Here is a 14,712-nt window from a genome sequence, read left to right on the forward strand (position 1 = left end):
ACACATACTAACGCTAACGCGGTTCACTACTGTCTTCTTCCCCCTGCGATCGCTCAGTTTCGGCCTCCTCTACCCCCGTTTGGTTGTTCTCATCCGCACTTTCTGTGCTTTCGCTTGTCGACGCCATCTCGGCGTCATCCTCCCCCGCTGCCGGATCCGGGTCCTGCGGGTGCTCCTCGGCCGGGGCAGTCTCCTCTGCGGCAGCGCTCTCTGTGGGCTCCTCTTCTTCGCCCGAGTCCTCTTCCTCGTTCGGCTCCGCGCTCTCCTCTGCCGGGCTAGCGGCGTGCTCGTCGATGGCGGGGATGTCCGTGAGCTGTTCTTCGTAGTCTTCGTTGTGCTCCACATCGTCGAAACCGCCGACGAAGTCCGCTTCGTATTCCTCGGTTTCTTCGCTGTCCTCGCTGTACTCCTCCTCGGAGTCGGTCTCGCGGAATTCCTCCGGAACCGCGGCGGCGGCGCGATACGCCAGCAGGCGGTCTAGGCCCACCATGGCGATGCCGAGTACGAGCATCCACGCCGCACTCACACCGGCGAAGAGCGGCACATGCACGCCGATAGAGCCGTAGAGGCCCACCTGGCCGCTCAGCAGCCATGCCAGCACGGCGGCGATCGCGGCGGTCCAGAGCGCGGACAGCGCCACACACAGCCACGGACGCTCGGCGCGGGCGGGGATGCGCCAGCCGATCTCGAGGGCAATGAGCATGGGCACCAGCAGGAGCAGCCAAGCGTAGTCCCAGATCGAGGCCGGCCACGCTGTCAGCAGCGGCAGCGGGGGCATGGGCACGAGGGTGGCGTCGAAAAGGCTCACAAACCCCTCACCGAAGCGGGCTTCGCTTCCGCTGAGCACGGCCATGGCGGCGACCACGCCATTGACGGCGTAGAGCACGGAGACCCCCACCACCCCGAGGAAGCCGGAGCTGCCCTCGAAGGCGCTACGGATCTCGCCGAGCGCGGCATGGTGGGCGGCGATGCTCACGCCGACGACGAGCACAGCGACGGCGGCCATGGCGGTATGAAAACGCGTGGCCGCGTCGAAGCCGCTGAGCACTTCGCTGGGAACACCGTATTTCTTGCACAGTGCCCGCCACAAGCGCGGGCCCATGCCAAAGATCAAGGCCAGCAGGTGAATGGCGAGCACACGCCCCAGCAGGTTCGGCAGCTGCAGGGTGAACTCGGCCGGACGCAGCACGGCCCAGATCGCCACAGCAAACAGCAGCGGCACGAGCACGGTGGCGCCGGTGAGATAGGCAATGTCTACCACGCTCACCTTTTTATTCACGTTGTGCCGGATCAAGGCGGCCATGCCGGCGATCACCACCACCGGCCCCAGAAGCGGCATCGCGGAAAAGGTGACGGTCTCGGTGTGGAGCGCCGCCGTATGTGCCCCTGCCCACACATAGGCGGTGGCGTTCAGCAGATACCCCAGAGGCTCATTACTAAAGAGAATCGCGGCGAACGCCACCACCACACAGAGTGCGAGCACAATCACGTTGGCGATCACCGAGGCCCCGCCGAAGCGGAGCAGACGTGACCGCCACGTCACGGGAGCGGGCGCTTGCTCAGCTGCGCGCTGGCGACGTTCGGCGGTGCTGGCGCTAACCTTGACACGCCTCGATTGTCGCGTTTTCCTCGAGGAATGGCTCTGTGGCGACGTCGTTTTACTCACACGACCACTTTGCCATGAATCAGCGAAAGATAGGTCAAGCGACACTAGCAGCGCCCCTCACCCCCTCTCGGGTGGGAGGGGAAGAGTCACGCCTGTAACGTTCTCCCCCGTTGTCACGTATAGAAACATTTTTCACAACATGCTCGATTGTGCTTGACCAATTCGTTATAAAAGGCTAGCGTTACTACCTGTTGATAACGGGATGGTTACATTTTTGTACACTTCTAAGGATCTAACGATTCCGTACCTTCTGGATGTCCACATTCTCTGTATGCATCCAGCAGCGTCACGACAATCCAGATCCGCGGTTCCCCTCGGAACACTAGTTAGGCACAGAAAGAAGGCTCATGCAGACTCAGACTCGGGCACACGCCAAGCACCGCACCACTGCGATGAGCGCAACCGCTAAGGGACGCGTCGCCGCAGTGGCTTTTGCTACTGGCTCCGTCTCCATCGCGGGAGCCGGCGGCGCCGCCGTTGCCGCTACCACTGCTGATTCCCAGCCTGAGACCGCCGCTTTCGAGCTGGCCGCCGATCCGGCGACCACCATCCCCGATGCACAGCCGCAGATCCTCGCTATCGCCGAGTACAAGCCGGTGGAGGACCTGAGCAACCAGGTGCAGACCGCCCTGAAGTTCACCAAGGATCGCCTCGCCGCCGATGCTGCGGCCCGCGCCCCGAAGGCTGCCAAGCCGGCCGAGGGTACCTTCACCTCCCCCTTCGGTCCCCGCTGGGGCACCATGCACAACGGCATCGACATCGCCAATGCCGTGGGCACCTCCATCGTCGCCGTGCTGAATGGCACCGTGATCGATGCCGGCCCGGCCTCCGGTTTCGGCAACTGGGTGCGGGTGCTGCACGATGACGGCACCATCACCGTCTACGGCCACATGGAGACCGTCGAGGTCGCCGTGGGCCAGAAGGTAACCGCTGGGCAGCGTATCGCCGGCATGGGTTCCCGTGGTTTCTCCACCGGCTCCCACCTGCACTTCGAGGTTCACCCCGGTGGCGGCGGCCCCATCGATCCTGTGCCGTGGCTGGCCAACCTGGGCATCCACGTCTAAATAATCTTTAGAACATAAACATCAGCCCGCAGCGTGTGTGATCACGTTGCGGGCTGATGTCGTGCTGCACCTGCTGCGGGCGGACCCGCGGGTGAGGCGCCACCCGCCGCAGAGCGGGCCGGGTGCTTAGAGCTTCTCCATGGGCACACCGCCGAGCAGCATCAGGCGAACGGTGCCGCTCGAACCGAAGTCGATGGTGGCGGTGGCACGCACCCCCACCCCTTCCACGGCCACCACGGTTCCGAGGCCGTATTTATCGTGATTGACCCTATCGCCTGCCTGCAGCGAGAGATTCTTATTCAGATGGCGTTTCGGCGCGGGGCTGCTGGGGCGCGGGCTCGAGTGCTGGGGCGAGCCATAGCTGGAACCGGAGCCATAGCCCGAGCCGGACCACGAGCCGCCGCCCATTCCTGAGCCGCTGCCCCATGCGGAGCCGCTGCCCCATGCGGAGCTGGGCTGCGGTTCTTCTCGCTCCCACTCGATCAGCTCAGAGGGGATCTCGTTGAGGAAGCGCGAGGGCGGATTATTCATCGGCTTGCCCCAGGCCGAGCGCACCATGGCCCGGGTGAGGAAAAGCCGCTGCCGCGCGCGGGTGATACCCACATAGGCCAGACGCCGTTCCTCGGCGAGCTCGGACGGATCCCCGAGACTACGCATGTGGGGGAACTGCCCGTCCTCCCAGCCGATGAGAAAGACCATCGGGAACTCCAAACCCTTGGCGGTGTGCAGCGTCATGAGCGTCACGACACCCTCGTCGCCATCGGGCAGCTGATCGGCATCGGCCACCAAGGAGACGCGCTCGAGAAAAGCCTGGAGGCTACCCGGCGCGGGCTCGCCCTCCTCTACCTCGAGGGAGCCGCCGTCCATCTCCGCATAGGCCTTCTGGTTCATGACTTCGGAGGTGAACTCGCGGGCGACGGACACCAGCTCATTGAGGTTATCCAAGCGGGTCGCGTCCTGGGGATCATTGGATTTCTCGAGTTGGTGCTTATAGCCGGTGACGTCGAGAACCTCGGAGATGATATCGCCAATAGCGGGGATCTCCTCCTCGGCGAGGATCTCCTCCATCCGGGCGCGCAGCCCGTCCATCATCTCGTTGTAGCGGGCGATTGCATTGCGGCCCCGCCCGCCAAGCAGGTCAATCTTGCCATTGCCGGCGTCGATAAGCGCCTGGGAAAAGGGGATCTGGTTATTCGCGGCGTGCAGATCCACAAAGGCAAGCGCCCTGTCGCCGATACCGCGGCGCGGGGTGTTGATGATGCGCCGAATGGAGACGTCATCATCGGGGTTGTCCAAGACGCGCAGGTAGGCGACGATATCGCGGATCTCTTTGCGCTCATAAAACCGCGTGCCACCCACCACTCGATAGGTGATGCCACAGCGCATGAACGCGTCCTCGAGGGCACGTGAGGCGTTGTTGGTGCGATACATCACCGCCACCTCATCGGCGCTGTGTCCTTCATCGAGCAGGCGGTTGATTTCCGAGGCGATATAGGAGGCCTCGTCGTGCTCATTATCGGCGACATAGCCGATGATCTTCGGGCCGCTGCCCTCCGCGGTCCACAGCTTCTTCTCTCGGCGCCCCTCGTTTTGAGAGATCACCGCGTTCGCCGCGCTCAGAATATTCTGCGTGGAGCGATAATTCTGCTCCAGCAGCACGGAGCGGGCCTGCGGGAAGTCGCGCTCAAATTCCTCGATATTGCGGATGGTGGCGCCGCGGAAGGCATAAATCGACTGATCGGCATCGCCCACCACACACAACTCGGAGGGGTGCTCGCTCTCAGCGCCGACAAGTTCCGCAACAAGCGCATACTGGGCGTGGTTGGTGTCCTGGTACTCATCCACGAGGACGTGACGGAAACGGGAACGATAGTGCTGGGCCACCTCGGGGTGCTGGCGCAGAATCGCCACCATCTCGAAGATGAGATCATCGAAATCCACGGCATTAGCCTGCCGCAGCCGGCGATTATATTCCCGATACACCGCGGCATGGGTCTCCTCATAGGGGTTATGCGTCCGCTCCGCCGCGGCCGCCGCCTCCTCCGGGCGCAGCAACTCGTTTTTCCACGCAGAGATGGCATTGGCCACCTGGCGGGGCGGGAAACGCTTGGCGTCGAGCTGCATGTCCTTGGCCACCAGGCCGATCAAGCGGCGGGAATCATCGGCGTCATAAATGGTGAAGTTGGAATTCAGCCCCGGCACCAGATGCGCATTCTGCCGCAGCATCCGCACGCAGGTGGAGTGGAAGGTAGACACCCACATCTGTTGCGCCGCCGGGCCCACCAGCTCCAGCACCCGCTCGCGCATCTCGGCGGCGGCCTTATTAGTAAAGGTAATAGCCAGCACCTGCCACGGAGCGACGCCGCGCTCCGCCAGCAGATAGGCGATGCGGCGGGTCAGCACCGCGGTCTTGCCCGAGCCAGCGCCCGCCACAATCAGCAGCGGCGTGCCACTATGCAGCACAGCCTCGCGCTGCTGCGGATTCAGCCCCTCGACAATGGCCTCCGAGCGGGCCTGCGGCGGGCGCGACGCTGCCGCTTCGGCAGCGCCGGGAAAGGCCGCCACGCGGGCGGCGGGAGACACGGCGGAGGACTGGGTGCTACGCGGACTAAAGGGAGAATTCGACATAGTGTCTTCTAAACTACTCGTTCGCTCGGACACTGCTCAGCGATGCTCACCCAGGCGTTCGATAGCCGCCGCAATCGCAGGCATTATCCCAGCGCATACCCCGCGATGTGGTGGGGGTGTGGCACAATACTGCTATGAGTGATGCTGAAGATTTTGCTATTCGCATGCCGTCGGGCACTGATGATCCGCTCTCTGACGCCGAGATCCAGCAGTATCGCAAGGAAATCGATCGTCTCGACAAGGTCATTATCGAATCCATCCAGCGCCGCACCGCCATTTCCCAGGCCATTGGGAAAACCCGCATGGGCTCCGGCGGCACTCGCCTCGTCCATACCCGCGAGGTGTCCATCATTAATGAGTTCCGCGAGCAATTGGGCGAAGAGGGCCCGCAGCTGGCCGGTATTCTGCTGCGCCTCGGCCGCGGCAAGCTCTAGCCTCTCTCCCGACGCGAGGGCGGCACATCCCACCATGAGTTCATGATGTGGGTGCGCCGCCCTTGATCCGTGTGCGGTGGTTTTAGAGGCTGGCCTCCGGCAGTGCCATGAGCTTGGTTTCGAGATACTCGTCAATACCTTCGAAACCGCCTTCACGGCCCACACCGGACTGCTTCACTCCACCGAAGGGGGCGGAAGGATCAGAGATCGCGCCCTTGTTAATCGCCAGCATGCCCACCTGCATCGCCTCGCCCGCGCCGAGGGCGCGCTCGAGGTTCTCGGTGAATACATAGCCCGCGAGGCCGAAGAGGGTGTCATTGGCGAACTCGATGGCGTCGGCATCAGAGTTGGCCTTATAGATTGCCACCACGGGTCCGAAGATTTCCTCGCTGGCGATGCGCGCCGAGCGCGGCACATCGGCCAGCACGGTCGGCGGGAAATAGGAGCCCTTCTCTGGGAGATTCTCGTCCAGCTCGTAGACGCTGCCTCCGGCGAGCACCCGTGCGCCTTGGGCGATGGCGTCATTGACCAGTTCGGAGACGGTTTCTACTTGGTCATCACCAGAAAGCGGCCCCACGGTGACGCCCTCATCGGTGCCGCGCCCCACGGTGTAGGTGCCGATCAGCTCGGTGACGCGCTCGCAGAAGGCGTCGTATAGCTTCTCATGCACGATGAAGCGGTTCGCGGCGATGCACACCTGGCCAGCGCCGCGCATCTTCGCCACCTTCACGGCCTCCACGGCCTTGTCGAGATCAGCATCCTCACAGACGATGAAGGGGGCATTGCCGCCTAGCTCCAAGCTGGCGCCGAGAGTGTGCTCGGAGGCCTTCGCGTGGAGTGCCTGGCCCACCTCGGTGGAGCCGGTGAAAGTGAACTTGCGCAGGCGGGGATCCTCCAGCAGCGAGGACGCCGCCGAACCGGAGCCGGGAATGATATTGATGACGCCATCGGGCAGCCCCGCCTCCTTGAGAATGCGGGCCAGATACAGCATGGTCAGCGGGGTCTTCGAGGCCGGCTTGAGCACCATCGTGCACCCAGAGGCCAACACTGGGCCCATCTTGCGGGTGCCCATCGACAGCGGGAAGTTCCACGGGGTGATGGCCAGCACCGGACCCACCGGCTGCCGGATAGTGATGACGCGGCCACCACCAGCGGGAGTGATGCGGTAATCGCCGCTAATGCGGACGGCCTCCTCGGCGAACCAGCGGAAGAACTCCGCGCCATAGGCGACCTCGCCCCGCGAATCCGGGAGGGCGCGGCCCAGCTCGGCGGACATGATGTAGGCCAATTCCTCACTGTGCTCAGTGAGCAACTCGAATGCGCGGCGCAGAATCTCGGCGCGCTCGCGCGGGGCGGTGGCCGCCCACTCCTGCTGCACCGCGACGGCAGCATCCAGTGCTGCCACGGCATCCGCCTCGCCGGCCTTGGCCACCGTAGCCAGCACACTGCCATCCGAAGGATTTTCTACCTCGAAGGTCTCGCCGGAGCGGGCATCAACAAATTCACCATTAATAAAAAGCTGCGTGGGGCAATCAGCAATGACTGCGTCTAGATCAATACTCATAGCCACCACTATGCCCCCGAACCAGAAATGGCGCCACTACCCACTGCCCGCGCTGGTGAGGGTTAGGGGTGGGGGTTGGGCGGCATCGCCGGGGCGAGGCTGTGACGACGCAGCACACAGGCCCGCTGCACAGCCCGCCGAGCTAGCTGCCGGGGCAGACAGAGCGCCGCCGCTCACCGAGGTCGCTGGCCCTATTCGCCCGCCGAGAGGCGCACTCAACCGGTGTTATCCTACGTCTCATGAGAGATGCACGCGATAGGGGCACGCCACGAGTGCTGGCCATCACAGCCTGCCCCACCGGAATTGCCCACACCTACATGGCCGCCGAAAACCTCGAGGCCGCTGCCCACGAGATGGGAATCGAGCTGCGCGTGGAGACACACGGCTCGGTCGGGGTCGAGGGCGCCTTTAGCGCCGAGGAGATCGCCAATGCCGACGCCATTCTGATCTCCGCAGACACGGTGATCGACAAGCAGCGCTTCGCCGGAAAACGGCTACTGAGCACGTCTGTCGATGCCGCCATTAAGGATCCAGCCGCAGTGCTCAAGCGCGCCCAGTCTGCCCCAGTGTGGACGGCCGGCGGCGCCCAGGACGACAGCACCGACACCGCCAGCAGCGATGAGCCACTGCGCCGCCAGCTCTACCAAGCGCTGATGAATGGCGTATCGCACATGGTGCCCTTCGTGGTCACTGGCGGTTTGCTCATCGCCGTGTCGCTCTCCCTGGGCGGCGAACCCAGCCCCGAAGGCTTGGCCATTCCGGAGGACTCCTTCTGGTTCATGCTCAGCTCCATCGGCGCCCTCGCTTTTGGCTTGATGGTGCCGGTGCTCTCCGCCTATATCGCCTCCGGTATCGCCGGCCGCCCAGGCCTCGCCCCGGGCTTTATCACCGGCATGATTGCGGTGACGGGATCGCTCTATAACTCCGATGCCGGCGCCGGCTTCATCGGAGGCATCATCACCGGCTTCCTCTCCGGATATGTGGCCCTAGCGGTTAAGAAGATACCGGTGGGTAAATATGGTGCCGCGATCATGCCGGTGATCGTGATCCCCATCGCCACCACGCTCATCGTGGGCCTGCTCTTTGTCTACGTCCTGGGCGGACCGATCTCCTCGCTCTTTGCGGCGCTGACCACATGGTTGGCCTCGCTCGAAGGCGCCTCGGTGATTGTGCTCGGCGCCATTCTGGGAGCGATGATCGCCTTCGATATGGGTGGACCCTTTAATAAAACAGCCTTCCTCTTCGGCGGCGGCATGATTGCCAGTGGCAACGCTGCCCCGATGGGCATGGTGGCCGCGGCGATCGCGGTGCCGCCGCTGGCGGTCGGGCTGGCCACCCTGCTGCGCCGCAGCTGGTTCAATAACGCCGAGCGCGACTCCGGCATCGCCGCGCTATTCATGGGCTTCTTCGGTATCACCGAGGGCGCCATCCCCGTGGCCGCCGCGCGACCACTACAGGTCATCCCCGCCAATGTGGCCGGCGGCGCTGTCGCCGGTGCCGTCGCAGGCCTGCTGCATGTGGAGGACAACGTGATGCACGGCGGCCCCATTGTGGCGATACTCGGCGCGGTGGACAATACCCTCGGGTTCTTTATTGCCTTGGCTGCCGGTATCGCCGTCACCACTGGCCTGATAATCGTGCTCGTGGGCATTTCTCGACGCCAACAGCAGGACACCTCCCCTGCGGCCGAGACAGCCGCACCTGCAGAGCACACTACCGCCGCCCCGGCTCCCGCCACAGCTGGAGTCAGCGCGGCGGGAGCGGCTACCGCCGGAGCCGGCACCGCTGCTGCCGCAGCCACCGAGGACGCAGCCGGCGCGTCACCCGAGGCCGCCGAGACCACCACCGACACCGCCTCCGAGGCCGGGGAGCTCATCACCGCCTCCTTGGTTGCCCTCGACACCCTCGCCCCCGACAGCAGCCAAGAGGAGGTACTGCGCACTCTCGTGCACGCCGCGAGCGAACAGGACAGAATCACCCACCCCGAGCAGGTCATCGATGCGGCTCGTTCCCGCGAGGCCCACGCCTCCACCGCGGTGGGGCATCACGTGGCTATCCCCCATGCTCGATGCTCTGCGGTGGCGCGTCCCACCCTTGCTTTCGCCCGTATTCCCGAGCCGGGGATGCAGTGGGATGAGGATGCCGAGGATCGGGTTCGTATGGTCTTTTTCATTGCCGCTCCCGAGGATGCCGGCACAGAGCACCTGCGGATTTTGTCGAAGCTGGCCCGAGCCACGATGCGCGAAGATATCCGCGCCCAGCTGCTGCAGGCCACCACGGCAGAAGAAGCGGTGGCTGTGATTCGCAGCTGCATGCACTAGCGGCGCGCCCGCACCAGCGTGCAGCTACTTCCTCTCCCCCGCGCCGGCGACCACCGAAACTCTCCTCGGTCGCCGGCGCTGCTGTGCATGGTGCACCGGCATGTCTCAGCGCACCGGAAAGGCGCACCTGTTTCGCCCCTGAACAGGAAAAACTGGATTACACTGAAGTTATGACTTCCGAGTCCTCCTCGCATGATCGACAGCCGCCACGACTGCGTGCAAGCGACCACGATCGTTCCCGTGTCCTTGACTACCTCGCCCACGCCTATGCGGATGGGCGGCTCGACTATTCCGAGTTCGATGAGCGTTCCTCGGCTGCGTCCACCAGTCGTTTCATGGACGAGCTCAGCCCGCTCCTCGAGGATCTCGGCGGCACCCCAGAGCTGCCCGCTGCATCCCCCTCTCATGCTCTCTCGCCACGCCCGGATTCTGCCCAGTACGCGACGGAGCAGTGGGCACCACGGCCGGAGCAGCAGCGCGCCATCGCCCGCATCACTCGCCGCGTCGTGGGCGGGACGGGATCGAAATATTCTTTGAGTCTCTTCGGCGCCAACTCCTTTTCCGGTGGTAGCACCCTTGCCACCCGCCATGACGCTATCGTGCTATTTAGTGGCACTAGCCTCGATTTGCGCCACACCCAGCTGGAATCGAAGAACATCACCATCACCTTGAATGTGATGTTCGGCGGCTGCGACATCATCGTCCCCGAGGGCATGCGCGTGATTATGAACCCCGTGACCTTGTTCGGCGATAGCACAATAAAAGTCAAAGACGGCGTCCGCGTGGACCCCAGCGAGTTACCCTCCTCCGCCCCGTCTGTCACCATCAACGGGTTCGTGTTATTCAGCGGCTGCGATGTCATTATCGCCCCAGATAAGTACGCACAACCCTAAACGTGGTTTTTGGGTTCCCACGTTTCCCCCAGCCGAATGTCCGATTATGTTGGGACGTTCACCACAGCTAAGAAGCGCCACCTGCGCGCTTGCGCTGACACGTCCCGCACACCCCAGCACAACGGGCATAGTCTCGCTAGCATTACCCCTAGAGTGGCGAGCCGATGAGCCGCACCACGGAGCTTAGTGCTGCCGGCCCCTCATGACTCGCCCACACTTTCCCAAGATCCCATATATCAAGGAGCGTTAGAGAAAAAGTGTCGATGGATATTACCAAGACTGAGACCTGGAGCAAGCTGTCCGCTCATCACAATAAGCTGAGCGAGACCAGCCTCCGCGAGCTCTTCGCCGGCGATGCCGAGCGCGTCTCTAAACTCACCTTCTCTGCTGCTGACCTGCACGTGGATCTGTCCAAGAACGTGATTGATGATGACGCCCGCGAGCTGCTGGTGCAGCTGGCCCGCGAGGCAGGGCTGCCGGAGAAGATCGATGAGATGTTCTCCGGTTCGCACATCAACAACACTGAGGACCGCGCCGTGCTGCACACCGCGCTGCGCATGCCGGTGGAGGACTCCTTGGAGGTCGACGGCCAGGACGTGGCTGCGGACGTGCACGAGGTGCTCGGCCGGATGCGCGACTTCGCGCAGGCGCTGCGCTCGGGTTCGTGGCTCGGCCACACCGGCCACACCATTAAGACCGTGGTCAATATCGGTATCGGCGGCTCGGATCTGGGCCCGGCGATGGCCACCAAGGCGCTGCGCACCTACGCCACCGCCGGTATCAACGCCTACTTCGTCTCCAACGTGGACCCCGCGGACATGAGCGCCGTACTCGAGAAGGTGGACCCGGAGTCCACCCTGTTCATCGTGGCTTCGAAGACCTTCACCACGCAGGAGACTCTGGCCAATGCCCACGCCGCGAAGCGCTGGCTGCTGGAGAAGTTCGATGGCGATGAGTCGGCTGTGGCCAAGCACTTCGTCGCCGTGTCCACCAATGCCGAGAAGGTCGCCGAGTTCGGTATCGACACGGAGAACATGTTCGGCTTCTGGGATTGGGTTGGCGGCCGCTACTCGGTGGATTCCGCCATTGGTCTGTCGCTCATGGCCGTGATCGGGCCCATGGACTTCATGCGTTTCCTCGAGGGCTTCCACGCCATGGACACCCACTTCCGCACCACCCCGCTAGAGCAGAACGTGCCGGCCCTGATGGGTCTGCTCGGCGTGTGGTACACCGATTTCTTCGGCGCGGAAACCCACGCGGTTCTGCCCTACTCCGAGGATCTCTCCCGCTTCCCCGCCTATCTGCAGCAGCTCACCATGGAGTCCAATGGCAAGTCGGTGCGTCACGATGGCACCTCGGTGACCACCAACACCGGCGAGATTTATTGGGGCGAGCCCGGCACCAATGGCCAGCACGCCTTCTATCAGCTGATGCACCAGGGCACCCGCATCGTGCCGGCGGACTTCATTGGTTTCGCCCGCCCCAAGGAGGACCTGCCCACCGCCAGCGGCGAGGGCTCCATGCACGATCTGCTCATGGGCAACTTCTTCGCCCAGACCAAGGTGCTGGCCTTCGGCAAGACCTATGAGGAGCTGCTCGAAGAAGGCGTGCCCACCGAGCTCATCACCCACAAGCTCATGCCGGGTAACCGCCCCACCACCACCATTCTGGCGGAGGAGCTCACCCCCTTCACCCTTGGCGCCCTCATCGCGCTCTACGAGCACATCGTGTTCACTCAAGGCGTGATCTGGGACATCAACTCCTTTGACCAGTGGGGTGTGGAGCTGGGTAAGCAGCAGGCTAATGACCTTGCCCCGGCCGTGTCCGGTGAGCAGGAGCCCAACTCGGGCGATGCCTCCACCGACGCCCTGATCGCCTTCTACCGCTCCAAGCGCTAGCGCTTCCTCCCACCGCCTTTTCGCCCAGCCCGTGTGCGGCCTCGTGCTGCACACGCGCTGGGCAGCGGTGTCTTCAGCACCCGCAGCACGCGGGCGAGATACCACTAGCTGGGACGCGCTCTGGGCCTAGATTCCCGCGCGGTGACGCACAGGCGTAGTGTGTCTGCCGTGACTGACACCACGACACCCCAGCCGAATCGCCGGATAGCGTTCATCGCTGCAGCGGCTATTGTGTTGAGCTCTCTCAACCTTCGCGCCCTCGTCACCGCCCTGCCGCCGCTGCTGCCGCGTATCGACGCCAGCTTGGGTCTCAGCGGCGTGATTCTCGGTGTTATCGGCATGGCCCCCACCGTCACCTTCGCGCTGGCAGCGTTGTCCACACCGCGTATGTTGCGCCGCTTCACCTCCGCGCAGACCTTGTGTATCGCGATGCTCGCCACGGCCTGCGGCCAACTGCTGCGCGTGCTGGGGCCATCGACCCTGCTGCTACTGGCGGGAACATTTTTCGCGCTCTTTGCCATCGGCCTCACCAACGCGGTGATCCCGGTGGCGCTTCGTGCCTTCTTCCCGCGGCGCGTGCCGCAGCTATCGATCGTCTACATGGTGTGCATGCAGATCGGTATGATGAGCGCCCCCTTGCTCTCTGAGCCGCTGGCCGAGTCTCTCGATGGCCGCGGTGGCGTCGCGGGCTGGCAGTTCGCGCTCGGCGTGTGGATCATCCCCGCGCTGATCGCCGCCGCCGCGTGGTCGCCGCTGTGGGGCTTGGCTCGTAGCCGCGCCGCTGCTCAGGCGGCCGCGCGCCGCAGCTCCCTGCCGGTGCATCGCACCGCCGTGGGTCGCGGGCTGGTGGTGATGTTCGGCATGACGAGCTTCTCCACCTTCTCCTATATGCTCTTCATCCCCCAGATGTATCTGGACGGCGGCGCCAGCGTGCACTTCGCCGCGCTCATGCTGTCCTATTGGTCTGGCTTGGGCCTCGTGCTTTCTATCGCCGGGCCGTGGATCGCCGCCCGCCTCCGCGATCCCTTCCCCGTTTTGGCGTTTTTCCTGCTCTGCTTCATCGTGGGCAATGTGGGCATGGCGCTAAGCCCCATGTCGGCGCCGTGGCTGTGGATCACGCTGTCTGGGGTCGGGCCGCTGTCCTTCCCCACCGCACTCACGCTGGTGAATCTGCGCGCCCGCACCACCGCCGGCGCCACCGCGCTGTCGAGTTTCGGCCAGGGCGGCGGCTACACCATCGCCGCCGTGGGCCCGCTATTATTCGGCACGCTTCACGACGCCACCTCGAGCTGGATCGTGCCCGTGGGCATGACCGTGATCGCGACGGTGCTGGTCGCTATCGGCGCCTTCTTCGCCACCCGCCCCACCTATGTGGAGGCACAGCTCGGCGACGCCGCCTAATCCGCCCCCAGCAGTGGCTGGCAGCGGGGGCACCACCAGATGACACGCTCCAGCTCTCCTGCATCGCCGCCCTGGTCCACCCCGCCGAGAAAGCCCTTCTCAATGCGGCTGCCACAGCGGCGGCAGGGGCGGGCATAGCGGCCAAACACATAGGCGGTCTCGCCAACCCGGTTGATCCCCGTGCTCACCCGCTTGGTGGCGAGGCGATTGGCCCACATGAGGCGACGGGTTATGCGCACCACCGCGGCCACATCCACCTTCGCCACGGGCGTGGCGGGATGGAGGCCGGCGAGGAAGCAGATTTCGGCCCGGTACTCGTTGCCCACGCCCGCGAGATTGCGTTGATCCAGCAGGGCCGCGCCGATGGCGCGCTCCGGGCGGCGCAGAATCCTCGCGCAGGCCTCAGCCTCATCCCAATTCTCCCCCAGCACATCGGGCCCCAGATGCGCGATGGCCTGCGGGTACTCGGCGCTGCGTAGAACGTGCACCAGTCCCAGCTCGAAGCCCACCACCTCGATGGGGCGGGGATACTCGGGCGCGCCGTCGAGCTGCAGCACCACCCGCGCTTTCCAACCCGGCTTGGACCAGCGATCCCCGCTGAGGGTTATGCGCCACGTGCCCTCCATTTTCAGGTGGGTCTGCAGGATCTGCTGCCCAAAATCCATGAAGAGATACTTGCCATAGGGCCACACCTGCTGCACGGTCGAGCCGCTGAAATCGGTGGTGGCCCAGCGCGGCACCCGCAGCGAGGAGCCCACGACCTTCCGCCCCGTCATAAACTGCAAGCGGCGGCTGAGCTGAAATACTGAATCGCCCTCAGGCATGCTGTGCTCTCTTCCTCGT

10 protein-coding genes are annotated in these 14,712 nt (G+C 64.2%); 6 read left to right on the top strand and 4 right to left on the bottom strand.

The genetic code is table 11. The features are described from left to right. Window positions 1-13: 13 nt before the first annotated feature. Complete coding sequence (locus tag KR227_RS02835) at window positions 14-1,543, bottom strand: DUF6350 family protein (RefSeq protein ID WP_218363608.1); 1,530 nt, start codon at window positions 1,541-1,543, stop codon at window positions 14-16. Window positions 1,544-2,013: 470 nt separating this feature from the next. Here KR227_RS02835 and KR227_RS02840 point away from each other — a divergent pair, with 470 nt between their 5' ends. Then, window positions 2,014-2,730, top strand: a complete 717-nt coding sequence (locus KR227_RS02840; RefSeq protein ID WP_151548958.1) for a M23 family metallopeptidase — start codon at window positions 2,014-2,016, stop codon at window positions 2,728-2,730. 126 nt (window positions 2,731-2,856) lie between these two features. Here the strand turns inward: KR227_RS02840 and KR227_RS02845 are convergent, their stop codons facing one another. Further along, window positions 2,857-5,358 (bottom strand): UvrD-helicase domain-containing protein, encoded by a 2,502-nt coding sequence (locus tag KR227_RS02845; RefSeq protein WP_255549022.1) that lies wholly within the window; start codon window positions 5,356-5,358, stop codon window positions 2,857-2,859. A gap of 134 nt (window positions 5,359-5,492) precedes the next feature. On the opposite strand from KR227_RS02845, the gene KR227_RS02850 reads away from it, so the two are divergent. After that, window positions 5,493-5,792 carry a chorismate mutase gene (locus KR227_RS02850; protein ID WP_151530035.1) on the top strand — a complete coding sequence of 100 codons (300 nt, stop codon included), beginning with the start codon at window positions 5,493-5,495 and terminating at the stop codon, window positions 5,790-5,792. 82 nt (window positions 5,793-5,874) lie between these two features. Here the strand turns inward: KR227_RS02850 and KR227_RS02855 are convergent, their stop codons facing one another. Next, window positions 5,875-7,356 (bottom strand): NAD-dependent succinate-semialdehyde dehydrogenase, encoded by a 1,482-nt coding sequence (locus tag KR227_RS02855; protein WP_218363609.1) that lies wholly within the window; start codon window positions 7,354-7,356, stop codon window positions 5,875-5,877. Between the two features lie 239 nt (window positions 7,357-7,595). Between KR227_RS02855 and KR227_RS02860 the strand changes: the two genes are divergently transcribed. From KR227_RS02860 to KR227_RS02875, 4 genes are all read left to right on the top strand, one after another. After that, a complete protein-coding gene (locus KR227_RS02860; protein WP_218363610.1) occupies window positions 7,596-9,677 on the top strand; it encodes a fructose-specific PTS transporter subunit EIIC in 2,082 nt (693 codons plus the stop codon). Between the two features lie 170 nt (window positions 9,678-9,847). Next, complete coding sequence (locus KR227_RS02865; RefSeq protein WP_218363611.1) at window positions 9,848-10,570, top strand: DUF1707 domain-containing protein; 723 nt, start codon at window positions 9,848-9,850, stop codon at window positions 10,568-10,570. A gap of 257 nt (window positions 10,571-10,827) precedes the next feature. Continuing rightward, a complete protein-coding gene (pgi, locus tag KR227_RS02870; protein ID WP_218363612.1) occupies window positions 10,828-12,468 on the top strand; it encodes a glucose-6-phosphate isomerase in 1,641 nt (546 codons plus the stop codon). Window positions 12,469-12,636: 168 nt separating this feature from the next. Beyond that, a complete protein-coding gene (locus KR227_RS02875) occupies window positions 12,637-13,869 on the top strand; it encodes an MFS transporter (protein WP_218363613.1) in 1,233 nt (410 codons plus the stop codon). Here KR227_RS02875 and KR227_RS02880 read toward each other — a convergent pair. Further along, window positions 13,866-14,693 carry a DNA-formamidopyrimidine glycosylase family protein gene (locus KR227_RS02880; RefSeq protein WP_218363614.1) on the bottom strand — a complete coding sequence of 276 codons (828 nt, stop codon included), beginning with the start codon at window positions 14,691-14,693 and terminating at the stop codon, window positions 13,866-13,868. The genes KR227_RS02875 and KR227_RS02880 overlap by 4 nt on opposite strands. Between the last annotated feature and the right edge of the window lie 19 nt (window positions 14,694-14,712).

The sequence above is a fragment of the Corynebacterium sp. TAE3-ERU30 genome (genome assembly GCF_019209925.1).
Lineage (GTDB): Bacteria > Actinomycetota > Actinomycetes > Mycobacteriales > Mycobacteriaceae > Corynebacterium > Corynebacterium megadyptis.

Coding starts and splice junctions, on each gene's coding strand:
- KR227_RS02860 (WP_218363610.1), top strand. CDS start 7,596: ATGAGAGATGCACGCGATAGGGGCACGCCACGAGTGCTGGCCATCACA.
- KR227_RS02880 (WP_218363614.1), bottom strand. CDS start 14,693: ATGCCTGAGGGCGATTCAGTATTTCAGCTCAGCCGCCGCTTGCAGTTT.
- KR227_RS02840 (WP_151548958.1), top strand. CDS start 2,014: ATGCAGACTCAGACTCGGGCACACGCCAAGCACCGCACCACTGCGATG.
- KR227_RS02850 (WP_151530035.1), top strand. CDS start 5,493: ATGAGTGATGCTGAAGATTTTGCTATTCGCATGCCGTCGGGCACTGAT.
- KR227_RS02855 (WP_218363609.1), bottom strand. CDS start 7,356: ATGAGTATTGATCTAGACGCAGTCATTGCTGATTGCCCCACGCAGCTT.
- KR227_RS02865 (WP_218363611.1), top strand. CDS start 9,848: ATGACTTCCGAGTCCTCCTCGCATGATCGACAGCCGCCACGACTGCGT.
- KR227_RS02845 (WP_255549022.1), bottom strand. CDS start 5,358: ATGTCGAATTCTCCCTTTAGTCCGCGTAGCACCCAGTCCTCCGCCGTG.